General features: G+C 73.4%; 23 protein-coding genes. 16 read left to right on the top strand and 7 right to left on the bottom strand.

The genetic code is table 11. The features are described from left to right. Window positions 1–92 precede the first annotated feature (92 nt). The 3 genes from ACFYNX_RS08720 (at window position 93) to ACFYNX_RS08710 (ending at window position 4,766) form a co-directional block, all read left to right on the top strand. Complete coding sequence (locus ACFYNX_RS08720; protein WP_125667234.1) at window positions 93–716, top strand: GntR family transcriptional regulator; 624 nt, start codon at window positions 93–95, stop codon at window positions 714–716. Window positions 717–1,040: 324 nt separating this feature from the next. Next, window positions 1,041–3,755, top strand: coding sequence for a pyruvate dehydrogenase (acetyl-transferring), homodimeric type (aceE, locus tag ACFYNX_RS08715; protein ID WP_365550690.1), 2,715 nt, complete (start codon window positions 1,041–1,043; stop codon window positions 3,753–3,755). A 45-nt stretch (window positions 3,756–3,800) separates the two neighbouring features. Continuing rightward, window positions 3,801–4,766, top strand: coding sequence for a helix-turn-helix transcriptional regulator (locus tag ACFYNX_RS08710; RefSeq protein ID WP_388659120.1), 966 nt, complete (start codon window positions 3,801–3,803; stop codon window positions 4,764–4,766). A 54-nt stretch (window positions 4,767–4,820) separates the two neighbouring features. Here ACFYNX_RS08710 and ACFYNX_RS08705 read toward each other — a convergent pair whose 3' ends face one another. Continuing rightward, window positions 4,821–5,759, bottom strand: a complete 939-nt coding sequence (locus ACFYNX_RS08705) for an SDR family oxidoreductase (RefSeq protein WP_388659117.1) — start codon at window positions 5,757–5,759, stop codon at window positions 4,821–4,823. A gap of 100 nt (window positions 5,760–5,859) precedes the next feature. Between ACFYNX_RS08705 and ACFYNX_RS08700 the strand changes: the two genes are divergently transcribed. Then, a complete protein-coding gene (locus ACFYNX_RS08700; RefSeq protein ID WP_365550684.1) occupies window positions 5,860–6,381 on the top strand; it encodes a DUF4240 domain-containing protein in 522 nt (173 codons plus the stop codon). A gap of 34 nt (window positions 6,382–6,415) precedes the next feature. Here the strand turns inward: ACFYNX_RS08700 and ACFYNX_RS08695 are convergent, their stop codons facing one another. Next, window positions 6,416–7,258 (bottom strand): SDR family NAD(P)-dependent oxidoreductase, encoded by an 843-nt coding sequence (locus ACFYNX_RS08695; RefSeq protein WP_388659114.1) that lies wholly within the window; start codon window positions 7,256–7,258, stop codon window positions 6,416–6,418. A gap of 118 nt (window positions 7,259–7,376) precedes the next feature. Here ACFYNX_RS08695 and ACFYNX_RS08690 point away from each other — a divergent pair, with 118 nt between their 5' ends. Beyond that, on the top strand, window positions 7,377–8,042 hold the full coding sequence (locus ACFYNX_RS08690) for a TetR family transcriptional regulator (protein WP_388659111.1): 666 nt from the start codon (window positions 7,377–7,379) through the stop codon (window positions 8,040–8,042). Between the two features lie 79 nt (window positions 8,043–8,121). Here the strand turns inward: ACFYNX_RS08690 and ACFYNX_RS08685 are convergent, their stop codons facing one another. Continuing rightward, complete coding sequence (locus tag ACFYNX_RS08685; protein WP_388659109.1) at window positions 8,122–8,622, bottom strand: GNAT family N-acetyltransferase; 501 nt, start codon at window positions 8,620–8,622, stop codon at window positions 8,122–8,124. A gap of 47 nt (window positions 8,623–8,669) precedes the next feature. Here ACFYNX_RS08685 and ACFYNX_RS08680 point away from each other — a divergent pair, with 47 nt between their 5' ends. Next, window positions 8,670–9,581, top strand: a complete 912-nt coding sequence (locus tag ACFYNX_RS08680) for a TIGR01777 family oxidoreductase (protein ID WP_388659106.1) — start codon at window positions 8,670–8,672, stop codon at window positions 9,579–9,581. Window positions 9,582–9,851: 270 nt separating this feature from the next. Continuing rightward, window positions 9,852–11,204 (top strand): FAD-dependent oxidoreductase, encoded by a 1,353-nt coding sequence (locus ACFYNX_RS08675; protein ID WP_388659777.1) that lies wholly within the window; start codon window positions 9,852–9,854, stop codon window positions 11,202–11,204. A gap of 13 nt (window positions 11,205–11,217) precedes the next feature. Here the strand turns inward: ACFYNX_RS08675 and ACFYNX_RS08670 are convergent, their stop codons facing one another. Continuing rightward, window positions 11,218–12,687, bottom strand: a complete 1,470-nt coding sequence (locus ACFYNX_RS08670; protein WP_388659104.1) for a regulator — start codon at window positions 12,685–12,687, stop codon at window positions 11,218–11,220. A 306-nt stretch (window positions 12,688–12,993) separates the two neighbouring features. Between ACFYNX_RS08670 and lipB the strand changes: the two genes are divergently transcribed. The 4 genes from lipB to ACFYNX_RS08650 all read left to right on the top strand — a co-directional run bounded on the left by lipB (window position 12,994) and on the right by ACFYNX_RS08650 (window position 16,129). Continuing rightward, window positions 12,994–13,791 carry a lipoyl(octanoyl) transferase LipB gene (gene lipB / locus ACFYNX_RS08665; RefSeq protein ID WP_388659101.1) on the top strand — a complete coding sequence of 266 codons (798 nt, stop codon included), beginning with the start codon at window positions 12,994–12,996 and terminating at the stop codon, window positions 13,789–13,791. 132 nt (window positions 13,792–13,923) lie between these two features. After that, window positions 13,924–14,880: a lipoyl synthase gene (lipA, locus tag ACFYNX_RS08660; RefSeq protein ID WP_125665675.1), complete on the top strand. Its 957-nt coding sequence runs from the start codon at window positions 13,924–13,926 to the stop codon at window positions 14,878–14,880. A 318-nt stretch (window positions 14,881–15,198) separates the two neighbouring features. Further along, a complete protein-coding gene (locus tag ACFYNX_RS08655) occupies window positions 15,199–15,414 on the top strand; it encodes a hypothetical protein (RefSeq protein ID WP_062756304.1) in 216 nt (71 codons plus the stop codon). Window positions 15,415–15,424: 10 nt separating this feature from the next. Beyond that, on the top strand, window positions 15,425–16,129 hold the full coding sequence (locus ACFYNX_RS08650) for a DUF4191 domain-containing protein (RefSeq protein ID WP_388659097.1): 705 nt from the start codon (window positions 15,425–15,427) through the stop codon (window positions 16,127–16,129). Between the two features lie 71 nt (window positions 16,130–16,200). Here the strand turns inward: ACFYNX_RS08650 and ACFYNX_RS08645 are convergent, their stop codons facing one another. Beyond that, complete coding sequence (locus ACFYNX_RS08645; RefSeq protein WP_125665679.1) at window positions 16,201–16,668, bottom strand: RDD family protein; 468 nt, start codon at window positions 16,666–16,668, stop codon at window positions 16,201–16,203. 255 nt (window positions 16,669–16,923) lie between these two features. Here ACFYNX_RS08645 and glnA point away from each other — a divergent pair, with 255 nt between their 5' ends. After that, window positions 16,924–18,348, top strand: a complete 1,425-nt coding sequence (glnA, locus tag ACFYNX_RS08640; protein WP_388659094.1) for a type I glutamate--ammonia ligase — start codon at window positions 16,924–16,926, stop codon at window positions 18,346–18,348. A gap of 80 nt (window positions 18,349–18,428) precedes the next feature. Here the strand turns inward: glnA and ACFYNX_RS08635 are convergent, their stop codons facing one another. Continuing rightward, window positions 18,429–18,704, bottom strand: coding sequence for a hypothetical protein (locus ACFYNX_RS08635; RefSeq protein WP_125665681.1), 276 nt, complete (start codon window positions 18,702–18,704; stop codon window positions 18,429–18,431). 161 nt (window positions 18,705–18,865) lie between these two features. Between ACFYNX_RS08635 and ACFYNX_RS08630 the strand changes: the two genes are divergently transcribed. After that, complete coding sequence (locus ACFYNX_RS08630; protein ID WP_365550651.1) at window positions 18,866–19,228, top strand: arsenate reductase family protein; 363 nt, start codon at window positions 18,866–18,868, stop codon at window positions 19,226–19,228. Between the two features lie 21 nt (window positions 19,229–19,249). Here ACFYNX_RS08630 and ACFYNX_RS08625 read toward each other — a convergent pair whose 3' ends face one another. Continuing rightward, window positions 19,250–20,155: a Gfo/Idh/MocA family protein gene (locus ACFYNX_RS08625; RefSeq protein WP_388659091.1), complete on the bottom strand. Its 906-nt coding sequence runs from the start codon at window positions 20,153–20,155 to the stop codon at window positions 19,250–19,252. 201 nt (window positions 20,156–20,356) lie between these two features. Between ACFYNX_RS08625 and ACFYNX_RS08620 the strand changes: the two genes are divergently transcribed. The 3 genes from ACFYNX_RS08620 (at window position 20,357) to glnII (ending at window position 24,146) form a co-directional block, all read left to right on the top strand. After that, entirely contained in the window at window positions 20,357–21,751 is a 1,395-nt protein-coding gene (locus tag ACFYNX_RS08620; RefSeq protein ID WP_388659088.1) for a hypothetical protein, read from the top strand. Next, a complete protein-coding gene (locus ACFYNX_RS08615; protein WP_388659086.1) occupies window positions 21,748–22,902 on the top strand; it encodes a hypothetical protein in 1,155 nt (384 codons plus the stop codon). The genes ACFYNX_RS08620 and ACFYNX_RS08615 overlap by 4 nt, the downstream gene beginning before the upstream one ends. Before the next feature lie 212 nt (window positions 22,903–23,114). Next, the gene (gene glnII / locus ACFYNX_RS08610) at window positions 23,115–24,146 is read left to right on the top strand and encodes a glutamine synthetase (RefSeq protein ID WP_365550640.1); all 1,032 of its coding nucleotides are present in this window, start codon (window positions 23,115–23,117) and stop codon (window positions 24,144–24,146) included. Window positions 24,147–24,384: the final 238 nt, after the last annotated feature.

The raw sequence follows: 24,384 nt of genomic DNA, 5'->3' as shown, positions 1-24,384 counted from the left end.
GAGCCTCACCTGCGGCGCCCCCGTCCGGAAGTGTTTCCGGACGGGGGCGCCGCCGTATTGTCTAAGGGTCAACACTCCCCGAGGAGCCCTTCATGACCGTCCCCGTCGTCCACTCGCTGCGCGAACAGATCCGCGAGCACATCGTGGAGGGGATCGTCAGCGGCCGCTGGAAGCCGGGCGAGCGGATCGTGGAGCGCCGGATCGCGACCGAGCTGGAGGTCAGCCAGACCCCGGTCCGCGAGGCGCTGCGCGAGCTGGAGTCGCTGCGGCTGATCGAGTCGGCGCCCAACAAGGGCGTCCGGGTCCGCAACCTCACCGCGGCCGACCTGGAGGAGAGCTACCCCGTGCGGGCCGGTCTGGAGCAGATCGCGGCCGAGCTGGCGGCCGGACGCCTCTCGGCGGACTGCTCGGCCCTGGAGCCGCACGTGGCGGCCCTGTACGAAGCGGACGCGGCCTCGGACGGGACGGCGCAGGTGCGGCACACGGTGGCCTTCCACCGGGAGCTGGTGAAGGCCGCGGGGAACGCCGTGCTGCTGCACACCTGGGAGACGCTCGGCATCGAGGTCTTCACGGCGCTCTCGATCCGCTGGCTGGGGACGGTCCAGAAGTCGTACGCGGAGGAGCACCAGGACCTGGTGGAGGCCTTCCGGCGGGGCGATCCGAACATCGGCGCCCTGGTGAAGGCGCACGTCCTGGGCTGCGCGCCGCGCGCCTGACGCCGCCCCCTCCCCCTGAGCGGGTCCCTTCCGGGGCCCGCTTCTTCGTGCCCGTACACCTCCTCGCCCGTGCCCGTACACCCGCTCATCCGTGCGCGCGCCCCCTCAGAAAACCGCCCTCACCTGCGAAAACAAGGCACCGGGTGCCCCTTTTCGCGGCACCCTGTGCCGACTTTCTCGATCTGAAGAGGTTTTCGCCTTCAACCCTTTGATCGATCATCGATCGCCGGTTTACAGTCTTCGGCGGGCCACACCCGGCCCTTCGCCCTGTCCTGCCAGACAAGGGCCCCATCTCCACCCCCACCTGTCCGGAAGGCGGCGATCATGACCGATCCCGTAGGCAAGATTCCGAGTGAGCTCGACCAGCTCCCGGACCGTGACACCGAGGAGACCGCCGAGTGGGCGGCCTCCCTGGACGCCGTCACCAAGGCCGCCGGCCCGCACCGGGCCGCCTACCTGATGCGCCGCACGCTCCAGCACGCCGAGGGCGCGGGCCTCGCCCTCCCCAAGCTCCTGGAGACGGACTACGTCAACACCATCCCCACCTCCGCCGAGCCCTCGGTCACCGAGTTCGGCGGCGACGAGGAGATGGAGCGGAAGATCACCGCGTGGAACCGCTGGAACGCGGCCGCGATGGTCTCCCGCGGCTCCAAGTACGGCGTCGGCGGCCACATCGCCACCTTCGCCTCCGCGGCCTGGCTGTACGAGACGGGCTTCAACCACTTCTTCAAGGGCAAGGAGTCGCAGGACGCCCCCGGCTCCGGCGACCAGCTCTACATCCAGGGCCACGCCTCCCCCGGCATCTACGCCCGCGCCTTCCTCGACGGACGCCTCAACGAGGCGCACCTCGACAACTTCCGGCAGGAGTCCGGCGGCAACGGCCTGCCCTCCTACCCGCACCCGCGCCGCCTCCCCTGGCTGTGGGAGTTCCCGACCGTCTCCATGGGTCTGGGCCCGCTCTCCGCGATCTACCAGGCGCGCTTCAACCGCTACCTGACCAACCGCGCCATCAAGGACGTCTCCGCCTCGCACGTGTGGGCGTTCCTCGGCGACGGCGAGATGGACGAGCCCGAGTCGACCGCGGCCCTCGCGCTCGCGGCCCGCGAGGGTCTGGACAACCTGACCTTCGTCATCAACTGCAACCTGCAGCGCCTCGACGGCCCGGTCCGCGCCAACTTCAAGATCGTGCAGGAGCTGGAGGCCCAGTTCCGCGGCGCCGGCTGGAACGTCGTGAAGTCGCTGTGGGGCAACGCCTGGGACGAGCTGTTCGCGCTCGACACCACCGGCGCCCTGGTCCGCCGCCTCCGCGAGGTGCCGGACGCGCAGGTCCAGACGTACCAGACCCGCGACGCCGCCTACATCCGCCAGGACTTCTTCGGCAAGGAGCCGGCGCTCGTCGAGATGGCGAAGCTACTGAGCGACGACAAGATCCTGGAGTGCTTCCACCTCTCCCGCGGCGGCCACGAGCCGCGCAAGGTGTACGCCGCGTACAAGGCCGCCCTGGAGTTCAAGGGCGCGCCGACGGTCATCCTCGCGCAGACCGTCAAGGGCTTCACCCTCGGTGAGGGCTTCGCGTCGAAGAACGCGAACCACCAGATGAAGAAGCTCTCCACCGACGAGTTCAAGAACATGCGGGACCTCCTCGGGCTCCCGATCTCCGACGCGCGGTTCGCCGACGGCCAGGTGCCCTACGGCCACCCCGGCGCCGACTCCCCCGAGGTCCGCTACCTCCAGGAGCGCCGCGCAGCGCTCGGCGGCCCGGCCCCGGCCCGCCGCGTGCACCCGCTGGCCCCGCTGCCGGCCCCGGCCGAGAAGGCGTTCACCGCCTTCGACAAGGGCTCCGGCACGCAGTCGATGGCGACGACCATGGCCTTCGTCCGCCTCGTGAAGGACCTGATCCGCGACAAGGAGACCGGCAAGCGCTGGGTCCCGATCGTCCCGGACGAGGCCCGCACCTTCGGCATGGAGAGCCTCTTCCCGTCCCTCGGCATCTACTCGCCGAAGGGGCAGACGTACGAGCCGGTCGACCGCGACCAGCTCATGTACTACAAGGAGGCCAAGAACGGCCAGATCCTCAACGAGGGGATCACCGAGGCCGGTTCGATGGCCGACTTCATCGCCGCTTCCACCGCGTACTCCACGCACGGCGAGGCGATGATCCCGTTCTACATCTTCTACTCGATGTTCGGCTGGCAGCGGACCGCCGACCAGATGTGGCAGCTCGGCGACCAGCTCGGCCGCGGCTTCCTCGTCGGCGCCACCGCCGGCCGCACCACCCTGACCGGCGAGGGCCTCCAGCACGCCGACGGCCACTCGCCGGTGATCGCGGCCACCAACCCGGCGGCCCTGACGTACGACCCGGCGTTCGCCTACGAGGTCGCGGCCATCGTCAAGGAGGGTCTGCGCCGGATGTACGGCGAGGCCGCCGAGGGCGAGGACCGGGACGTCTTCTACTACCTCACGGTCTACAACGAGCCGATGCCGCAGCCCGCCAAGCCGGCCGGGATCGACGAGGGCATCGTCAAGGGCCTGTACCGCTTCAACACGGCCGAGTCCGCGGGCGTCGACCTTCCCGCGAACCCGTCGCGGATCCAGCTCCTCTCCTCCGGCACAGCCATCCACTGGGCCCTAGAGGCGCAGAAGCTGCTCGCCGCCGAGTGGGGCGTAGCCGCCGACGTGTGGTCCGCGACCTCCTGGACGGAGCTGCGGCGCGACGCCCTGGAGGCGGACGCGGCGCTGCTGCGCGGCGAGGAGCGGATCCCGTACGTCCGCGAGGCCCTGGCGGGCGCCGAGGGCCCGGTGCTCGCGGTCTCCGACTACATGCGCCAGGTCCCGGACCAGATCGCGCAGTGGGTCGAGCAGGACTGGTCCTCGCTGGGCGCCGACGGCTTCGGCCTCTCGGACACCCGCGACGCGGCCCGCCGCCACTTCGGCGTCGACGCGCAGTCGATCGTCGTCGCGGCGCTCGCGCAGCTCGCGCGGCGCGGCGAGGTGCAGGCGTCGGCCGTGAAGGAGGCGCGCGAGCGCTACGGCCTGTAAGGGTCCTCCGGTTCCGGCGGGGCGGGCGGCGCGCATGATGGAGTCATGCGCGCCGCCCGCCTCATCAAGTTGGTCCTGCTGCTCCAGTCCCGCCCGTCGATGACGGCGGCCGAACTCGCCGCCGAGCTGGAGGTGTCGGAGCGGACCGTCGCCCGGGACGCGCTCGCGCTCTCGGAGGCGGGGGTGCCGGTGTACGCGGACCGGGGCCGGGCCGGCGGCTACCGGCTCGTCGACGGCTACCGCACGCGGCTCACCGGGCTCGCCCGGGGCGAGGCGGAGGCGCTGTTCCTGTCCGGACTGCCGGGCGCGCTGCGGGACATGGGCCTGGAGGACGCGGCCTCGGCGGCCCGTCTGAAGGTGTCGGCGGCGCTGCTCCCCTCGCTGCGGGACGCGCCCCGCACGGCGGCCCAGCGCTTCCACCTGGACGCGCCCGGCTGGTACCAGGAGCCGGTGACCCCGGAGCTGCTGCCCGCGCTCGCGGAGGCGGTCTGGGACGACCGGTGCGCCCGGGTCGGCTACCGGCGCGGGGACGGCACGGAGGTGGAACGGGAGCTGCGGCCGTACGGGCTCGTCCTGAAGGCGGGCGTCTGGTACGCGTGCGCGTGGGCGGACGGTTCGTTCCGCACGTACCGGGTGGACCGGTTCACGGCGGTGGCGGTGGGCGGGGAGCGCTTCGAGCGCGACCCGGACTTCGACCTGCCCGCCTTCTGGGCGGACCGCTCCCGCGAGTTCACCCGCTCCCTGCTGCGGGCCGAGGCCGTGCTGCTCCTGACGGAGGAGGGCGTGCGGCGCCTGCCGTACGTGACGGACCGGGCGGCGGCCGAGGAGGCGCTCGCGGCGGGCACGGCGGAGGCCGACGGCCGGCTGCGGGTGGTCCTGCGCGTGGAGAGCGAGGAGGTCGCCCTCGGGCAGCTCCTGGGGCTCGGTCCGGAGGCGGAGGCGGTGGCCCCGGCCGCGCTCCGGGAGCGGTTCGCGGAGGCGGCGCGGGGGCTGGGACGGCTCTACCGGTAGTCGTGCCTACCAGTAGTCGTGTCTATCGGTAGTCGTGTCTACCAGTAGTCGTGTCTATCGGTAGTCGTCCACCGACACGTCCTCGTCCGTCTCCTTGGCGATGACGAACCCCCACGCGTCCGGCCGCGAGCCGTCCGCGTCGGTGAAGCCGTACTCCTTCGCGAGCTGTCCGCTGGAGAGGGAGCGGCCGTTCCAGCGGGCCCGGTCGGGGTCGGCGGCGAGGGCGGCGACCGCGCGGCCGACGTAGACCGGGGACTCGGCGACGGCGAAGTCGGGGAGCTTCTCGGCCGCGTCGCGCCAGTTCTCCTCGGTCACCCCGAAGTGGTCCAGCATCTGTTCCGAGCGGAGCCACCCGGGGGTGAGCGCGACGGCCGTGCCGCCGGCCGGCGCCAGTTCGCGCGCGAGGCCGAAGGCCATCCGGATCGGGGCGTTCTTGGCGAGGTCGTAGTAGACGTTCTCGCGGTAGCGGGTGGCGTTGTACTCCTGGGTGCCGTCGGTGACCTCGACGAGGAGGCCGCCGGGGTTCCGGGTGAGCAGCGGCGCGGCCGCCGCGCTGGTGATCAGGTGGCTCTTCACGCCCAGCTCCAGCATGCGCAGGCCGTCGGCGAGGTCGACCTCCCAGATCTTCTTGCCGAAGCCGGCGACGACGAGGTGCTCGCCGCCCCAGATGTCGTTGACGAGGACGTCGAGGCGGCCCCGCTCGCGGTCGATCCGGTCGATCAGGACGCGGACCTGTTCCGGGTCCAGGTGGTCGGTGGGGACGGCGACGCCCTCGCCGCCGGCGGCCGTCACCAGTTCGGCGGTCTCCTCGATGGTCTCGGTGGTCCGGCCGACCTCGCTGGCCTTCTCGCGGGTGGTGCGCCCGGTGACGTAGACGGTGGCTCCGGCGGTGCCGAGCTGGACGGCGATGGCCCGCCCGGCGCCCCGGGTGGCCCCGGCGACCAGGCAGATCCGTCCGCGCAGGGGCGTGCTGTCAGGTGTCTCGGTGGTCATGGGCCTCACCCTGGCAGGAAAGTACGACACCTTCTGTCCGGATTCATTTCCGGCTTTCCGGGTGCGCCGCCCCCGCCGGGGCAGGATGCTGGTTCCCGTGATGGACGAGACCGAGTTCTGGAAGATCATCGACGCCGCCCGGGAGGACGCCGAGGGCGACGCCGAGGAGCAGGCGGACCTGCTCGTGGAACGGCTGACCCGCCTGGACCCCGACTCGGTGCTCGACTACGCGCGCCACTTCGAGGCCCGCTACAACCGCGCGTACCTCTGGGACCTGTGGGGCGCGGCGGCCGTGCTGTTCGACGGGGCGAACGAGGAGGCCTTCGACTCCTTCCGCTGCTGGCTGATCGGCCAGGGCCGGGAGGTGTACGAGGGGGCCGTGCACGATCCGGACGCGCTCGCGGAGCTGCTCGACGACTTCGACGTGGAGATCGACGGGGACGGCGAGGAGATCGGCTTCGCGGCGGACGAGGCGTACGAGGCACTGACCGGGGCCGAGACGCCGGACCTGGGCATTCCGGTGCCGGGGGGCGAGCCGCTCGGGACCCCGCTCGACCTGGCGGACGACGAGGCCCTGGCGGTCCGCTTCCCCCGGCTGTGGGAGCGCTTCGGGGCGGGCTGACGCGGTGACGCGGTGACGCGGTGACCGGATGGGCTCAGAAGTGGGTGCCGCCGTCGACGCGGACCTCGGTGCCGGTGATGAACCTGCCGTCCTCGCTCGCCAGCATCGCGACGACCCCGGCGACGGTCTCGGGACCCGCGAAGCCCTGGCCGAGGGCGGGGGCGAGCTTCACGAAGAGCGCCATGTCGGCGTCGGCCGGGAGGCCGGGGCCGACGGACCGGCGGCTGGCGCCGGTGCCGTCGGTCATGCCGGAGGAGATGGAGCCCGGCTGGACGGCGGTGAAGCGGATGCCCTGCCTGGCGTACTCGGCGGCGAGCGCGTGGGTCATGGACTGGATGCCGCCCTTGCTGGCCGCGTAGGCGGACATGTACGGGTGGGCGAACGACGCCGAGGTGGAGGAGAAGTTCACGACGGCCGGGCCCACGCCCGCCAGGAGGGCCGGGACCGCCTCGCGTATCACCAGGAAGGTGCCGGTGAGGTTGGTCCGGATCACCTGCTCGAAGGCGTCGAGGGTGGTCTCGTGGGTGTGCGAGGAGCGCAGGATCCCGGCGGCGTTGACCAGGACGTCCAGGCCGCCGAGCGCCTCGACGGCGGCGGCGACGCCGGCCCGTACGGAGGCCTCGTCGGCCACGTCCAGGAGGACGGTGGTGAGGCGGACGGCGGCGGCGCCGGCCTTGTCGGCGGTGTCCTTGAGGCCGTCCTCGCTGATGTCGGCGGCGACGACCCGGCCGCCCTCGGCGAGCATGCGCAGGACGGTGGCCTGGCCGATGCCGGAGCCGCCGCCGGTGACGAGCGCGCGGCGCCCTTCGTAACGGGCCGCGTGACGGGCTTCGTGACGGGCTTCGGGGCGGGCTTCGGAGTGGGCGGGCTGGTTCATGGAGGTGGCCTTTCGCTGTCGGGTTCTCCGAGAATGCCGTCACCGTACGCCCAAGTGGCACGTTTTGCCATTACTGCATTGCACGCACTCCCGGCAGTCGTGGGCGTACGCTTGGCGGGTGAGCGACACGACGCCCTCCCGGGCCCCCTCCCTGACGGAGCGCCGCAAGGCCGCCACGCAGCTCGACATCGCCCGCGCGGCCGTCGAGCTGTTCACCGAGCGCGGCCCGGACGGCACGACGGCCGAGGACATCGCCCTGCGGGCCGGGGTCGCGCTGCGCACCTTCTACCGCTACTTCCGCTCCAAGCAGGACGCCGTCGCCCCGCTCCTCGCGGGCGGCGCCGACCGCTGGCGCGCCGGCCTCGCCGCCACCGCGTCGGGCACGCCCCTGGCCGACGCCCTGGAGCGGTCCGTCGCCGCGTCGCTGACCCCGGCGGACCCGGAGGCCGAGGAAGAGCTGCTCCGGACCCGGGGCCTGCTCCGGGCGGCCGCCGACGACCCCGCCCTGCGGGCCGTCTGGTACCGGGTCAACCAGGAGTCCGAGGAGCGGCTGCGCGAGGTCCTGGCCGGGCTCGCGGGCCCCGGCGCCGACCCGCTGGGGGTACGGCTCGCGGCGGCGGCGGCCACGGACGCGATCCGGATCGCCCTGGAGAGCTGGGCGGAGGGGGAGCCGGGGGACGGGGACGGGGGCGGGCCGCCGGTGCGCGGCGAGGCCGCCCCGGCGTTCCTGGCGGTCCGCTGCCTGCGCGAACTGACCGGGGGAATCGAGCTGCTGAGGACGTGACAGGAGGGGCGGGGCCCCGGTACGCCCGGAGGGGCGGGGCCCCGGTACGCCCGGAGGGGCGGGCCCTCCGCGGGGCCCCTCAGTCCACCAGGGACCGCCCCATGCACACGTCGTCCACGTACGCCCCGTCGAGCAGGAACTCCCCCGGCAGGACGCCCTCCACCGCGAAGCCCTCGGAGGCGTAGAGCGCGCGGGCCGGGGCGTTGTGGCCGAGGACCCGCAGGGTGAGCCGGGTGGCGCCCCGCTCCCGCGCCCGGTCCACGGCCGCCCGCAGCAGCGCTCGGGCGACGCCCTTCTCCCGGGCCGGTCCGGCGACCACGAGGCCCTGGATCTGGAGCACGTGCGCGTGGGAGGCGAGCGGGATGGGCTGCACGACCCGGACGTAGCCGGCGAGCGCGCCCCCGCGCACCGCCACCAGGTAGTCCCCGGGCAGGTGGCGCTCGTCGAAGAAGGGGCCGTACGGCGGGACCGGCGCGGGCACCACCGCGTGGAGGGTGGACCAGGCGGCCCGGTCGAGGGCGCCGAGCCCGGCGTCGTCGCCCCGCTCGGCCGTGCGTATCCGCGTCTCCGGCTCGGTCATGCCGGTCACTGTGCCATGCCCCGCCCCGGAGGGGGCAGGATGGCCCCATGCAGCGTTCCGCCTCCCGCAAGCGTGTCGCCGTCACCGGCGCCTCCGGGCTCATCGGCTCGGCCCTGGTCCGTTCCCTGCGCGCCGACGGGCACGACGTCCTCCGTCTCGTCCGCCGCCCGGCCCGTACCGCCGACGAGGTCGAGTGGGATCCCGAGCGGCTGTACGTGGACGCCGCCGGTCTCGTCGGCGTGGACGCCGTCGTGCACCTGGCGGGCGCCGGCGTCGGCGAGCGCCGCTGGAACGAGGCGTACAAGAAGGAGATCCGGGACAGCCGGGTGCTCGGCACGACGGCGGTCGCGCAGGCGCTCGCCTCGCTCGCGGAGCCGCCGGAGGTCCTGGTGTGCGGCACGGCGCTCGGCTGGTACGGGGACACCGGCAGCCGCGCGGTCGACGAGGACGCCCCCGCCGGGACGGGCTTCCTGCCCTCGGTCTGCGTGGAGTGGGAGGCCGCGGCGGCCCCCGCCGAGGAGGCCGGCATCCGGGTCGCGTACGCCCGCACCGGCCTGGTGGTGGCCCGCGAGGGCGGGGCGTGGGGGCGGCTCTTCCCGCTCTTCCGGGCCGGGCTCGGCGGGCGGATGGGCGACGGCCGCCAGTACTGGTCCTTCATCTCGCTGCACGACGAGGTGGCCGCCCTGCGCCACATGGTCGACACCCCGTCCCTGACGGGTCCGGTGAACCTGACGGCCCCCGAGCCGGTCACCAACCGCGAGGTGACGGCGGCGATGGGCCGGGTGCTGCGCCGGCCCACCCTCCTCACCGTCCCGGCGCCCGCCCTGCGGATCGTCCTCGGGGACTTCGCGCAGGACGTGCTGGGGAGTCAGCGGGTGCTGCCGGGGCGCCTGTTGGAGACCGGTTTCGAGTTCGCGTTCCCGACGATCGACGACGCGATCCGGGCCGCCGCCCGCTGACGCGCCCTCCTCCCCGGCCCCTTCCGTGCTCCCCCGTGCCGCGCGCACCCCGGCGCGCGCTCCTGGCACCCGCGGGAGCGCTGCCTAGGCTCGACGCGGACCGCGAAATCCGGCATTCCGGAGGCCCGTCGGGGGCATAGGCCCCCTCACCGGCCGCGCCGACCTGGGGAGGGGCACGTGCTCAGCAGCGCAGACGACACCGTCAGCAGCACGGACAGCACAGCAGGCACCACCGGTACAGCGAGCACCACCGGCAGCACAGCCGGCACCATCGGCACGGACCCCACGGGCGGCTCCGGCGGGACCGTCGACGTCGTGGTCGTGGGGGCCGGGGCGGCGGGGCTCGCAGCCGCCCACCGGCTGACCCGGGCCGGACTCTCCGTCGCCGTCCTGGAGGCGGAACCGTGGATCGGGGGCCGGATGGCGACGGCGTCCGTCGACGGCTTCCTGCTCGACCGGGTGGGCCCCCTGCTCACCCTGTCGTACGAGGAGCTGCGGGCCCTGCCGGGGCTCGGCGGCCTCGCGCTGCGCCCCTTCGCCCCGGGGGTCCTCGTGCACAGCAACGGCCGGTACGCGCGGTGGGGCGCTCCGCACCCGCGCCGGACGGCCGGGGTGCCCCGGGCGGCGGGTGCCCGGAGCGTGGGGGGAGCGTTCAGCGTGGCGCGCGCCCTCGCGAGCGCCCCCCGGCATCCGGCGGCCTCGCTCGACCAGGCGCGGCTCGGCGCGTCCCTCGTCCGGCTCGCCGCGACCCCGGCACAGCGGATCCTCGCCCGGCCCGAGCGGACCGCGCGCGAGGCCCTGGACGCGCGGCTGCCCGCCCGGACGGTCCAGGGGGTGCTGCGGCCGCTGCTCGCGGCGCTCCTGGCCGACCCGGACCTGAGCACGTCGAGCAGGCGGGCGGACCTGGCGCTGCGCGCCTTCGCCCGGGGCCGGCTCGCCGTGCCGGAGGGCGGTGCGGCGGCGCTCCCGGAGCTGCTCGCGGCCGGTCTTCCGCCGGGCACGGTCCGCACCGGCGTACGGGTCACGGAGGCGTCGGTCTCCCGGGTGACGACGGCGGAGCACGGGGTGTTCCGCTGCCGGTCCGTGGTCCTCGCCACGGGGGCGCGCACGGCGGCGCGCCTGCTGCCGGGGCTGCGGACGCCCGCGTTCCACCCGGTGACGGTCCTGCACCACACGGCCCCCGTCGCGCCCACCGGGGACCCGGTGCTGCTCCTGGAGTCGGATCCGGACGGCCCCGTGGCCCACACGGCCGTGATGAGCGCGGTCGACCCTGGCCGCGCCCCGGCGGGCCGGACCCTGATCACCTCGACGGTGCTCGGGACGCCGCCGGACGACACGGAGCGACGGGTCCGCAAGCACCTCGCCACGCTGTACGGCACGTCGACCGACGAGTGGGAGCTGCTGGCGCTCCGGCACGCCCCGGACGCGGTCCCGGCGATGCCGCCCCCGCACGACGGCCACCGCTCGGTCCGGCTCCTCGCGGGGCTCTACGTCTGCGGCGACCACCGCGCCACGAGCACCCCCCGGGGCGCCCTCGCCTCGGGCCACCGCGCGGCCCGCGCCCTCCTGACGGACCTGGGCGTACGACTCCCGGCGGAGCCCCTGGCGGTGGAGGCGGCCTGAGGGACGGTCCCGGTCAGCCGATCGCCGCCACCCGGTCGCGGTAGGTGCGGGCGGCGGCCGCGTCGCGGTAGGGCTCCAGGCGGCGCTCGAAGTCGCGGACGTACTCCACGGCGCGGGCCGAGCGCATCTCGGAGGCCTGTTGGGCGGCCTCCGCGCCGAGCGCGCAGGCCTGCTCCAGTTCGCCGAGGGCGAGCCGGGAGGTGGCGAGGACGACCCGGGAGAAGAGGCGGCTGCGGGCGAAGCCGGGAGCGCGGAGCTGGAGGGCGCGCTCGGCGTGCTGGGCGGCGTAGCGGTGCTGCTGGAGGTCCCGGTGGCAGTGCGCGAGCTCGCCGGCGAGCTGCGCCTCGTCGAAGCTCCGGGCCCAGTACGGCACCTCGTCGCCGGGCCGGGCCGTCTCCAGGGCCCGCTCGGCCCGGACGAGGGAGGCGCTGCACACCCGCGCCTCCCCCAGGACGGCGTGGCCGCGCGCCTCGACCGCGTGCAGCATCGCCTGGACGCCGGGCGGCGCGGCGGGCCCGACGCCCTGCTGGGCGACCCGGGCGAGCTGCACGGCCTCCCGCCCGTGGCCGAGGTAGACGGCCTGGCGGCTCATGGTGAGGAGCACGTACGAGCCGTACGCCCGGTCCCCGGCCGCCTGCGCGAGGCGCAGCGCCTGGACGAAGTAGCGCTGTGCGAGGCCGTGGGCGGCGATGTCGTACGAGGTCCAGCCCGCGAGCCGGGTGAGGTCGGCGGCGGCGGCGAAGAGGCGGCGGCCGGTGGACTCCCCGTACGTGCCGCGCAGCATCGGCTCGGCCTCGTGCTCCAGGTAGCGGACGAGGGCCTGGCGGGCGTGGCCGCCGCCGTAGGCGTGGTCGAGGGTGCGGAAGAGCTCGCCGACCGAGCGGAGGGCGGCGATGTCGCCGCTGGAGACGCGCTGCCCGGGCCCCCGGTCCGTACCGCGCTGGCGGGGCACGGAGTAGCGGCCCTGGTGCGGGACCCGGGGGTCGTGCGGGGACGCCCCGGCGGAGGGGCGGGAGGGAGCGGGTTCACCGCGTGCCACCCGCTCGTCGGCGCGGCCGATCAGCCAGTCCCGGCTGGGGACGACCAGGCCCGCCGGGGTGAAGGCGATCTTGCGGAGTTCGGCGTGGCTGCCGGAGTCCTTGCGCCACAGGCCGCCGACGATGTCGACGGCCTCCTCGGGGGTGGCGGCGAACTCCAGACCCGCGTAGACGGGCGCGCAGGCGTCGAGGCCGAGGTCCTGGGCGGAGAGCCGGCGGCCCAGGCGGCGGGTGAAGACCTCGGCGATGAGGGCGGGGGTGGTGCCGCGCGGCTGCTGGCCGCGGAGCCAGCGGGTCACGGAGGTCTTGTCGTACCGCAGGTCGAGGCCGTGCTCCAGGCCGAGCTGGTCGACTCGTCTGGCGAGGCCCGCGTGGGAGAACCCTGCTTCGGCGATGAGCGCGGCGAGCTGGCGGTTCGGGATGCGCTGCGGGGGTCGGTCCGTCATCGGCTGTGCGGTCTCCTGTTTTCCGGGCCCGGGCGGCACCCCTGCGGACCCTCCTGGGACGGCGCGAATTTAGCGGCCCGCACGGCCCGTACCACCACCTTCGCCCCACATTCATCCGATCGTGTGAGGATTGGCGGCACCGCTGACGTGGGCGCTCCCGTCCGCCTCCCCGGGCCCCCGTCCGCCCGCCGGAGGAGCGGCCCCGGCGCCGCCGTACAGTGGCATGGGCGCGAATGACGCATGGTGCCGAGCCGGCCCGGGATGATCCCCGGTCCCCGGACTCCCGGCACAGGAGGAGGCATGGCCGTGAGTGAGCTGCGATTCGTCCGACTCGGCTTCGGCGAGGACGCCGTCGACTACCGGGCGGCCTGGGAGAAGCAGCGCGAGGTGCACGCCGCGCGGTTCGCCGACGAGATCGACGACACCTGTCTGCTCCTGGAGCACCCGCCGGTCTACACGGCCGGCCGGCGCACGGCGGAGAGCGAGCGTCCCCTGGACGGGACGCCGGTGGTGGACGTGGACCGCGGCGGGAAGATCACCTGGCACGGCCCCGGCCAGTTGGTCGGCTACCCGATCATGAAGCTGCCCCGCCCGGTGGACGTCGTCGCGCACGTGCGCCGCCTGGAGGAGGCCCTGATCCGCACGGCCGCGGACTTCGGCCTGGAGACGACCCGGATCGAGGGCCGCAGCGGGGTGTGGGTCCTCGGGGACCCGGTGCGGCAGCGCCCTTCGCTCGGCGGGCTCTCCCTCGACTTCGACCCGCGCCTGACCGACGAGGAGTTCGACCCGCGTCTGAACGGGCCGGAGTACGCCCCTTCCAACGCCGGCCAGCGCCGCGAGGACCGGAAGCTGGCGGCGATCGGCATCCGGGTCGCCAAGGGCGTCACGATGCACGGCTTCGCGCTCAACGTGAACCCGGACAACGCCTGGTTCGACCGGATCATCCCGTGCGGCATCCGGGACGCGGGCGTCACCTCGATCGCCAACGAGCTGGGCCGTGACGTCACGGTCGAGGAGGTGCTGCCGGTGGTGGAGAAGCACCTGCGGGAGGTCCTGGAGCACGCGGAGCTCACGCCGCGGGCCGTGGAGCCCGCGTCCGCCTGACCCCGGGCCGCCCCGTCCGTACGGCCCCGGGAATGCGGGGGCGATGGCCAGAGGTTGGCCGGACGTAGGCAGGCATGGAAGCCACGGGCGTACCCTGGTGTACGCCGAAGAATCGAAGCTACAGGAGCCGATGTGTCCGCAGTCGCACCCGACGGACGCAAGATGCTGCGCCTGGAGGTCCGGAACGCCCAGACCCCCATCGAGCGCAAGCCCGAGTGGATCAAGACCCGGGCGAAGATGGGGCCCGAGTACACGAAGATGCAGGGCCTCGTGAAGAGCGAGGGCCTGCACACGGTCTGCCAGGAGGCGGGCTGTCCCAACATCTTCGAGTGCTGGGAGGACCGCGAGGCGACCTTCCTCATCGGCGGCGACCAGTGCACCCGGCGCTGCGACTTCTGCCAGATCGATACGGGCAAGCCGCAGGCCCTCGACCGCGACGAGCCGCGCCGCGTGGGCGAGTCGGTCGTCACGATGGACCTGAACTACGCCACGATCACCGGCGTCGCGCGCGACGACCTGGAGGACGGCGGCGCCTGGCTGTACGCGGAGACCGTGCGCCAGATCCACCAGCAGACGGCGGGCCGCGAGGCGGGCCGCACCAAGGTCGAGCTGCTCGCCCCCGACTTCAACGCGGTGCCGGAGCTCCTGGAGCAGGTCTTCGACTCCCGCCCCGAGGTCTTCGCGCACAACGTGGAGACGGTGCCGCGCATCTTCAAGCGCATCCGCCCCGGCTTCCGGTACGAGCGCTCCCTGGACGTCATCACGCGGGCGCGTGACTACGGTCTGGTCACGAAGTCGAACCTGATCCTCGGCATGGGCGAGACCCGCGAGGAGATCAGCGAGGCGCTCCAGCAGTTGCACGACGCGGGCTGCGAGCTCATCACGATCACGCAGTACCTGCGCCCCTCGGTGCGCCACCACCCGGTGGAGCGCTGGGTGAAGCCGCAGGAGTTCGTGGAGCTGAAGGAGGAGGCCGACGAGATCGGCTTCTCCGGCGTGATGTCGGGCCCGCTGGTGCGCTCGTCGTACCGCGCGGGACGCCTCTACCAGCAGGCGAAGGAGAAGCGGGCGGCCGCGCAGAGCGCGTGAGCCGGTGCGTCCGTCGCCGTAGGGCGCGCAAGCGGGTGCGCCCGCCGCGTACGAACCGCGTGTGAATCCGAGCACAAGTAGTTACCGGCCGGTAGTGGCCGGATCCGGTGCGGTCCGCACGACCCCGCAGCTCAGCGGGGCCGTACGGACCGCACCGCCGTCTCCGCACTGGGCCGACCGGCCGCACCGACGTTTCACCCGTGTTTGACCGCCGGGTCACGCCCTGGTAACACCGATCTGTGAGCGTGGTTCCACGCACCGCCACCGCCCGCTCACACCCCCACCTCGTCTCACCCGCCTTCGAGGGAGGACCCCGCCATGCCGGCCGCATCGACGCACGTCCGCGTCACCGCGATCCCGTCCGTCACCGACGCCCTGAGGGCCGTGGAGTCGCTGCTCCTGGGCTCGGGACAGCGCACCGCCCGGCGCAACGCCTGGAACTCCGTCCTGGAGGACCGGCGCCGCGCCAAGGACCGGGTCGAGGCCCAGCGCGTGATGGAGGTCGCGTCGGGTCGCGCTTCCCGGGCCACGTAAACTTCGGAACATGGCGAGGAAGGCAAACACGAGCAGCGCTGACGCTGCCAACCCCGGGCGACTGAAGCAGATCGCCCTCACGTACAAGATGACCCGGAAGGCCGACCCGAAGGTCGGTCTCGTCGTCGCGGGCGTGGGCATCGGCGTACTCGGTGTCCTCCTCGCGATCGGCTTCCTCATCGGGCATCCGGTCTACCTGGGCATCCTGGGCTTCGTCCTGGGACTCCTGGCGGCGGCCATCGTCTTCGGGCGGCGCGCCGAGCGCGCGGCCTTCGGGCAGATGGAGGGCCAGCCGGGCGCGGCGGCGGCGGTGCTGCAGAACGTCGGGCGCGGCTGGACGACGACCCCCGCGGTCGCGATGAACCGCAGCCAGGACGTCGTGCACCGCGCGGTCGGCCGGGCCGGCATCGTCCTCGTGGCCGAGGGCAACCCGAACCGGGTCAAGGCGCTCCTCGCGGCGGAGAAGAAGCGCATGAACCGCGTCGTGGTGGACGTCCCGGTGCACGACATCATCGTCGGCGACGGCGAGGGCCAGGTGCCGCTGAAGAAGGTGCGCACGACCATGCTGAAGCTGCCCCGGGTGCTCACCGGCCCGCAGGTGACCGCGGCCAACGACCGGCTGCGGGCGATGGGCGACCTCATGAGCAACATGCCCCTGCCGAAGGGCCCGATGCCGAAGGGCATGCGGATGCCGCGCGGCGGAAAGATGCGCTGACGCGCCCGACCGAACACGTGAGAGGGGCTCTGGACCGTGCGGTCCGGAGCCCCTCTCACGTGTGTACGGCGTCAGACGCGGACCTGGACGGCGCCGGAGAGGCGGTCGTGCAGGCCGCGGCCGTCGCGGTCCCAGATCAGGGCCGGGATCGCCAGGCAGACCAGGAGCGAGCGGAGCACCGCGCGCACCGGGCCGAGCCGGCCGCCGCGCACGGAGACGGCGCGCAGGCGGAAGAGGAGCTTGCCGGGCGTGGCGCCGACGGTGCCGACGGTCAGGGCGCTCATGACGAACAGGATGACCAGGGCCCAGTTGCCGGTGGCCTGGCTGTAGCCGTGGGTGATCAGGCCGTATGCGATCAGCATGCAGAGGGCCCAGTCGACGGCGAGGGCGCCCAGGCGCCGCCCGGGGCGGGCGATCGAACCGGGCCCCTCCTCGGGCAGTCCGAGCTGCTGACCGCGGTAGCCGAAGTCGACGCCCGCTTCCTCGGCCGCCGCGCGGGGGCCGGAGAGCCACGATCCGATTGCTTGCCTGTTGTCCACCCGACCACGGTACTGTGCCCGTTTTCGATCTCTTCGGCCCGGGTACCGGGTGGAGGTCCGAGGACCCCCGGCGGCGGGAACGGACCCATGCCCGGAGCACGACCGGCACCCACCCCGGTTAACTTCGACGAAACAATTGGGTCATGCTTGAGAAATCCCGTCTGCCTATGGTCGGGTCCAGCGTGTGCCACCGCACTGGCCGCACGAACGAGCTGCAACCCCGCCCCTCCCCGGGCCGGGAGTAGGAGGAGTGGGATGTCCCAGACGCACGGGTTCCAGAACGCCGAAGAGGCTCAGAAGTTCATCAAGGACAACGACGTCAAGATGGTCGACGTCCGGTTCTGCGACCTTCCGGGCGTGATGCAGCACTTCACGATCCCCGCCTCGGCCTTCGACCCGTCGGAGGAGCTCGCGTTCGACGGCTCGTCGATCCGCGGCTTCCAGGCCATCCACGAGTCGGACATGTCGCTGCGCGCCGACCTGTCGACGGCCCGGGTGGACCCCTTCCGCCGCGACAAGACGCTGAACGTCAACTTCTTCATCCACGACCCGATCACGGGCGAGGCGTACAGCCGCGACCCGCGCAACATCGCGAAGAAGGCGGAGGCGTACCTCGCCTCCACCGGCATCGCCGACACCGCGTACTTCGGCCCCGAGGCGGAGTTCTACGTCTTCGACTCGGTGCGCTTCGAGACCTCGGCGAACCAGGGCTTCTACCACATCGACTCCGAGGCCGGCGCCTGGAACACCGGTGCGGAGGAGAACAACCGCGGCTACAAGGTCCGCTACAAGGGCGGCTACTTCCCGGCCCCGCCGGTCGACCACTTCGCCGACCTGCGCTCGGAGATGTCCCTGGAGCTGGAGAACGTCGGCCTCCAGGTCGAGCGCCAGCACCACGAGGTCGGCACCGCCGGCCAGGCCGAGATCAACTACAAGTTCAACACGCTGCTGGCCTCGGCCGACGACCTGATGCTGTTCAAGTACATCATCAAGAACGTCGCCTGGCGGAACGGCAAGACCGCGACCTTCATGCCGAAGCCGATCTTCGGCGACAACGGCTCGGGCATGCACGTCCACCAGTCGCTGTGGGCCAACGGCGACCCGCTGTTCTACGACGAGACGGGCTACGCGGGCCTCTCGGACACCGCCCGCTACTACATCGGCGGCATCCTCAAGCACGCCCCGTCGCTGCTCGCCTTCACCAACCCGACGGTTAACTCGTACCACCGCCTGGTCCCGGGCTTCGAGGCCCCGGTCAACATGGTGTACTCGCAGCGCAACCGCTCCGCCGCCATGCGCATCCCGATCACGGGCGCCAACCCGAAGGCCAAGCGCGTCGAGTTCCGCGCGCCGGACCCGTCCTCGAACCCGTACCTCGCCTTCTCGGCGCTGCTCCTCGCGGGCCTCGACGGCATCAAGAACAAGATCGAGCCGCTGGAGCCGATCGACAAGGACCTGTACGAGCTGGCTCCGGAGGAGCACGCCAACGTCCCGCAGGTCCCGACCAACCTGGAGGCCGTCCTCTCCGCCCTGGAGGAGGACAACGAGTACCTCCAGGCCGGTGGCGTCTTCACCTCGGACCTGATCGAGACCTGGATCGACTACAAGCGCACCAACGAGATCGCCCCGATCCAGCTCCGCCCGCACCCGCACGAGTTCGAGCTGTACTTCGACCTCTAAGTCGCGAGGCGCCGGTCGTACGAAGGCCGCCGCTCCCGGAAGTCCGGGGGCGGCGGCCTTCGCCGTGCTCACGGCCCCCGTCAGCGCCCGTAGCGGATCAGGGTGCGGACCATGCGGCAGGTGGTGTCCGAGGGCGGGTGGATGCCGAGCTGCTCGGCCGTGGTGCGTATCGTCGTGTTCGTGGCCTTCGACGGGACGTAGACGCCGGCGTCGAGCAGGGCGATCGCGAGGCGCATGGCCTTCAGGCGCCGGTTGTGCGTGACGTACCACTCGCGGGGCCGGCCCGCGGGGAGCGGCTGCTTCTGGAGCGGCTTCCAGGGTTCGAGGGACGGCGTCCGGATCACGGCGAGAGCCATGGGCTACCTCCTGGCGAACGGTGGGGCGGGGGCCCTCCTCGGGACCCTCACCTTCACTCGTTATTTTACCGGGCCCCACTGACAATCGTCCCTGGCCAGAGCCAGTTTTCGGGGGCACGGAGGGGCTCACGGAGGGCGGTCGCGGGGGTACCGTGTGCGCCATGGAGATCTGGATCAATCCCGCCTGTTCCAAGTGCCGCGGCGCCCTCGCGCTGCTCGACGCCGAAGGGGCCGGGTACACCGTCCGGCGCTACCTGGAGGACGTGCCCTCGGCCGACGAGATCCGGGAGGTGCTCGGGCGGCTCGGGCTCGAACCGTGGGACGTCACCCGGACCCAGGAGGCCGAGGCGAAGGAGCTCGGGGTGAAGGAGTGGCCCCGGGACGCGGAGCACCGCGACCGGTGGATCGGGGCCCTCGCCGCCCACCCGAAGCTCATCCAGCGGCCGATCATCACCGCCGAGGACGGCACCGCCGTCGTGGGCCGCTCCGAGGAGGCCGTGCGGGACGCGCTGTCCCGCCGCTGAGGACGGCCCGGGCCCGGGTCCTCAGGGCCGGGCCGTCAGCCGCTCCGCCTCCGTCAGGATCTCCGTGAGGCGCAGGCCGAAGCGGGCGTCGCAGGGGTGGGGCGTGCCCGTGCGGGCCGAGGCGACCAGGGCGTCCACGGCCGCGCCGAAGGCGTCCACCGCCCCGTCCCAGCCCGGCATCTCCGCGCGGCCCTTCGTACCGAACAGGGTGAGGGCCGCCTCCGACGCCTCCGGCGGGGCGCTGAGGGTGAGCGTCGCGGTGCTGCTCGCCCCCGACGCGTGGCGCAGGACCAGGTGGTGGGTGTCCTGCGGGCCCGGCGCGGCCGTGATCGCGGTGACGTCCCCCAGGACGGGCAGGTAGACCGAGAGGACGTGCGGGCCGACGTCCCACAGGCCGCCCTTCTCGCGCCGCCAGGGCGAGGCCGCGTACTCGCTCGTGGAGCCGGAGCCGTACAGCGAGCCCAGCCAGTGCGCCTCGCCCAGGAACCAGCCGTCCGCCGCCGCCTGCTCCTCGATCCAGGAGGCCGTCGGCTCCGCGAACCGCAGGGTGCAGAAGACCACCGACGCGACCCCCGCCGCCGTCACGGCGTCCGCCACCTCGCGGGCCTCGGCCACCGTCGTGGCGACCGGCTTGTCCAGGAGGACGTGGCAGCCGGCGGCCGCGGCCCGCACCGCCAGCGGGGCCTGCACGTCCGGCGGCAGGGCCAGGGCCACGGCGTCGCTCGCCTCGAAGAGCGCGTCCACGTCCTCGTACGCGCGCGTGCCCGACGCGGTGGCCAGCGCCTCCGCCGCCTCCGGGCGCCGCCCCCACACCCCGCTGAAGTCGACGCCGGGATGCCCGGCGAGCGCGGGCGCGTGGGTGTGCCCGGCCCAGGGGCCGGTGCCGAGGAGTCCTATGCGGGGTTTCGCCCCGAGCTTCTTCGCCATGGTCACAGTCTGCCGGGTGGCTCCGACGAGCGGCGGTGACGGGGTGCGCACCGAAATCCCCTGGCTCCCTCTCCGCCATCCGGGTTAGCGTTCCCCCGCCGGCCGCGGGACTCCGGCGCGACTTCCGGAACCTGCCTATGAAGCAACGTCTTCGCTGTTCGCGCCCCCATTCCCCGGCCGGCGCCCAGAAGGGGGAGATCCGTGTCCGAACTCGTCGCCGCCGAGGACGTGCTCCTGTTCGTGAACGCCGCCGTCACCGCCACCGGACAGCGCGAGTTCCGCTCCTCCGCCGGCGAGCAGCGGCTCTCCCTCGCCTTCCTCCACGCGTACGTACGGGTCAACTACCGGCCCGTGTACGCCGCCGCGCTCGCGCTCGACATCAACGACCACAACGCGGCCCTCGTCGTCGAGCACCTGCTGCGCACCCCGGCGGAGGCGGAGCCGGGCGAGGGACGGCTGATTGCCGCCCGGCTCGCCGTGCTGCCGCCACAGCGGGTCTACCGGCTGTTCCGGGCGCTGCGCGCGGCCGGGGTCAACAACCGGCGCACGCGCGCGATCGTGCGCGAGTGGATCGCGGCCCGCCCCGATCCGGCGCTCGACGCCGTGAAGTACCGGGGCGACCTGAAGGCCGCCCTCCGGCACGTCCACGGGCCGCCGGCCGACCCCGAGACGGGCGACTTCCTCTTCGCGCCCCGCCGCCGCGTCCGGTACGGCCACCCGCTGCTCGACGCCCACCGCCGGGCGCACCACGAGCAGGGCGCGCTGTACGAGCTGCCGTTCACCGTCGCCGAGGGGTTCGCCGCGCGGCACGGGGTGCCCCGCGCGCTGTTCCTGGAGCGGATCGCGCCCCGGATGACCCGGCTCGAACGGCTCCGCACCGCGCGCGTGGCGGGGGCCGCGCGGGACCTGTCCGCCATGCCGCTCACCCGGCTCGCCGTGTACGTCCTGTCCCTGCCCTTCGCCGAGCGGGTCGCCCGGCGCGGCGAGCTGACCGGGGCGCTGCGGGCCGCCGCCCGGCGCGCGGCCGGACCGCACGCCGGGAGCTGGGGGCGGGTGGCCGCCGTGCTCGACGACAGCTTCTCGTCCTCCGGTTCGGCGGTGAAGCGGCGCCGCCCGCTGGCCGTGGCCCTGGGCTGCCACTTCCTCCTGGAGGCCCTCGCGGCGCCGGGCGCGTACGCCCCGCTGTGGACCTCGGGCGGGAACGATCCGCTGCTCGTCCGGCCGTACGGGCCGACCCCGCTCGGCCTGCGGGTCCTGGACGCCCTGGAGAGCGGCCCCGAGCGGCTCGTGATCGTCTCGGACGGCTGGGACAACGCCCCGCCGGGGCTCGCGGGCGAGGTCCTCCGGGTGTGGCGGACGCGGCTCGATCCGGAGCGGCGGACCGGTGTCGTGCACCTCAACCCCGTATACGACGCCGGGGGCTTCGACGTGCGCCGGCTCGCGCCGGGCGTGCCGACCGCCGGCATCCGGGACGCGGAGGACCTGGCGGCCCTGGTGGAGATCGCGCAGTTCGCGCAGGGGCGGACGGGGTTCGCGGAGCTGCGGGCCCATCTGGACCGGCGGGTGGAGGCGTTCCTGGCGGGAGGCGGAGGGTGACCCGGATCGATCTGACCGGACTCGACGTGCGGCCCGCGCAGGTGTGGGGCGGGGTGCGGCTCGTCCCGCTCGTACGGAACGAGCCGGTGCCCGGCCTCCGCCTGCGCCGGGAGGTGTACGAGGGGTCCGGGACGGCCTCGGTGGAGCTCGGCGGCCGGACCGCGTACACCTCGTACGTCCCGCACGGCTTCGTCGCCGACTGGTCCGGCTCCGGGCAGGACGGCGAGTCCGCCGCGTACGGGACCCGGCTCGGGGACGCGGCTCCCCCGTGCGTGCCCGTGCACCGCGTCCACCGCCTGGCCAAGCGCCGGCGGGGCGAGCGGCGGCTGCGGTTCCTGCCGCTGCACCTCGCCCTGGAGGGCTATCTCGCGCTGCACTTCGGCGGGCCGTCCGTGGTCTGGGACGACTGGTCCCGGGAGGCGGTGCGGCGGGGGCTCTCGCCGCGCGCCGAGGCGGCGTACGCCGGGTGGGACGTGCCGGGGCTCGGGGACGCGCTGCGGGTGTTCGAGCTGCACCCGGGGCAGTGCGGGGTGCTCGTGTACGCGGCCGACGCCCTGGCCGCGGCCTTCGTCGTGCCGCACCCGGAGGACTACCGGGTCCTGCACCCGACGCTCGTCGAGGACCTGTACGGGGAGCTGGTCCACCAGTACGCGCACTACGGCGCCCCTGTGCCGGAGTTCACGGCGCGGATCCGGGACGGGGCCGGCGGGATCCGCACGCTCGCGGACCTGCGGGCGGCGGCCCTGGGACAGGAGCGGGCCTGGGCGGCGGCGCACGACGGGCTGATGGCGCGGGACCTCCTGGAGACCTCGTACGCCTTCGAACGGGTGTACCGGGCGGGGGCGTTCGACCTGTACCGGTTCCTGCCGCCGTTCGGGCGGGACGGGCGGGAGCAGCACATCGGGGAGCTGATCAGCGACCACAAGGGACGGACGGCCTATCTGAAGACCTTCCGGCTCTCGGACAAGCAGGTCAGGAAGGGGTACCTGCTGCACCGGCTCGCGGACCGCGACTGGCACCTCGGGCGGACCGCGGAGGCCCTGGGCACCTCGTACGCCGAGCTGGTGCGGCGGATCGGAGCGGCGGGCCTGGGCGGGCTCCTGGACGCCCACGTCGTCGCACGGAAGGTGCGGGAGGCGGAGGAAGGCTGAGTAACACGGGGTTCACAAACGGGCAACCGACGGGAAATCCCGTGTTGCGAAGCTGCGGTCCGAAAGCAACCGTACGGCCCGGCTCCGGCCGGATCCGTGCGGAGACCGCAGCTTCTCGCAGCGCCGCGAGCCGCCGCGGGCAGCCCCTCCCGCCGCCTCCGGGCGCCGGGGGAAACCCCAGCAGCACGCCACGCGCCCTAAGGATGAGCCCCGTGACCTTCAAGGCTGAGTACATCTGGATCGACGGCACCGAGCCGACCGCGAAGCTCCGCTCCAAGACGAAGATCATCACCGGTGGGGGCCGGGCGCTCGACGAGCTGCCGATCTGGGGCTTCGACGGTTCCAGCACGAACCAGGCCGAGGGCCACGCCTCGGACCGCGTCCTCAAGCCGGTCTTCGTCTGCCCGGACCCGATCCGCGGCGGCGACGACGTCCTGGTCCTGTGCGAGGTCCTCAACACGGACATGACGCCGCACTCGTCCAACACGCGCGCCGCGCTCGCCGAGGTCGCCGCGAAGCACGCCTCGCAGGAGCCGATCTTCGGCATCGAGCAGGAGTACACCTTCTTCGAGGGCACCCGCCCGCTCGGCTTCCCGGTCAACGGCTTCCCGGCCCCGCAGGGCGGTTACTACTGCGGCGTCGGCGTGGACGAGATCCACGGCCGCCCGATCGTCGAGGCGCACCTGGAGAACTGCCTCACGGCCGGTCTCGGCATCTCCGGCATCAACGCCGAGGTCATGCCGGGCCAGTGGGAGTTCCAGGTCGGCCCGCTGGCTCCCCTGGAGGTCTCGGACCAGCTCTGGGTGGCCCGCTGGCTGCTGTACCGCACGGCCGAGGACTTCGACGTCGCCGCGACCCTGGACCCGAAGCCGGTGAAGGGCGACTGGAACGGCGCGGGCGCGCACACCAACTTCTCCACGAAGGCGATGCGCGAGGGCTACGACGCGATCATCACCGCGTGCGAGTCCCTCGGCGAGGGCTCCAAGCCGCTCGACCACGTCAAGAACTACGGCGCCGGCATCGACGAGCGCCTGACGGGCCTGCACGAGACCGCCCCGTGGGACGAGTACTCCTACGGCGTCTCGGACCGCGGCGCCTCGGTCCGCATCCCGTGGCAGGTCGAGCAGGAGCGCAAGGGCTACATCGAGGACCGCCGCCCGAACGCCAACGTCGACCCGTACGTGGTGACCCGCCTCATCGTGGACACCTGCTGCGAGGCCCTGGCGAAGGCCGGCCAGGTCTGACCGGAGGCTCTCCGAGCGTCTTCGGGAGGGGCGCCCGCCGTTTCGTACGGTGGGCGCCCCTTCCGTCATGTGGGACGGATGACACAGGGTTCGACCGTTCCGGGGGTCGTCCTGGTGTTTCCCTTCTGGTTCAATAGGGATATGGCCAACTTGCAGAACGACACCGCGACGGGTCGTCACGACCTCGAGCCGTTCTGGCCTTCCCGGCAGCATCACGACTTCGACCGGGTGTGTTGCC

The organism is Streptomyces sp. NPDC007872 (assembly GCF_042868165.1).
In the GTDB taxonomy this organism is placed as follows: Bacteria; Actinomycetota; Actinomycetes; order Streptomycetales; family Streptomycetaceae; genus Streptomyces.
Note: the sequence above shows the minus strand (reverse complement) of the source record. Positions and strands in the feature narration are given on the sequence as shown.

Coding starts and splice junctions, on each gene's coding strand:
- aceE (WP_365550690.1), top strand. CDS start 1,041: ATGACCGATCCCGTAGGCAAGATTCCGAGTGAGCTCGACCAGCTCCCG.
- ACFYNX_RS08695 (WP_388659114.1), bottom strand. CDS start 7,258: ATGAACCAGCCCGCCCACTCCGAAGCCCGCCCCGAAGCCCGTCACGAA.
- ACFYNX_RS08710 (WP_388659120.1), top strand. CDS start 3,801: ATGCGCGCCGCCCGCCTCATCAAGTTGGTCCTGCTGCTCCAGTCCCGC.
- glnA (WP_388659094.1), top strand. CDS start 16,924: ATGTCCCAGACGCACGGGTTCCAGAACGCCGAAGAGGCTCAGAAGTTC.
- ACFYNX_RS08700 (WP_365550684.1), top strand. CDS start 5,860: ATGGACGAGACCGAGTTCTGGAAGATCATCGACGCCGCCCGGGAGGAC.
- ACFYNX_RS08655 (WP_062756304.1), top strand. CDS start 15,199: ATGCCGGCCGCATCGACGCACGTCCGCGTCACCGCGATCCCGTCCGTC.
- ACFYNX_RS08720 (WP_125667234.1), top strand. CDS start 93: ATGACCGTCCCCGTCGTCCACTCGCTGCGCGAACAGATCCGCGAGCAC.
- ACFYNX_RS08630 (WP_365550651.1), top strand. CDS start 18,866: ATGGAGATCTGGATCAATCCCGCCTGTTCCAAGTGCCGCGGCGCCCTC.
- ACFYNX_RS08680 (WP_388659106.1), top strand. CDS start 8,670: ATGCAGCGTTCCGCCTCCCGCAAGCGTGTCGCCGTCACCGGCGCCTCC.
- ACFYNX_RS08635 (WP_125665681.1), bottom strand. CDS start 18,704: ATGGCTCTCGCCGTGATCCGGACGCCGTCCCTCGAACCCTGGAAGCCG.
- ACFYNX_RS08650 (WP_388659097.1), top strand. CDS start 15,425: ATGGCGAGGAAGGCAAACACGAGCAGCGCTGACGCTGCCAACCCCGGG.
- ACFYNX_RS08685 (WP_388659109.1), bottom strand. CDS start 8,622: ATGACCGAGCCGGAGACGCGGATACGCACGGCCGAGCGGGGCGACGAC.
- ACFYNX_RS08705 (WP_388659117.1), bottom strand. CDS start 5,759: ATGACCACCGAGACACCTGACAGCACGCCCCTGCGCGGACGGATCTGC.
- ACFYNX_RS08670 (WP_388659104.1), bottom strand. CDS start 12,687: ATGACGGACCGACCCCCGCAGCGCATCCCGAACCGCCAGCTCGCCGCG.
- ACFYNX_RS08625 (WP_388659091.1), bottom strand. CDS start 20,155: ATGGCGAAGAAGCTCGGGGCGAAACCCCGCATAGGACTCCTCGGCACC.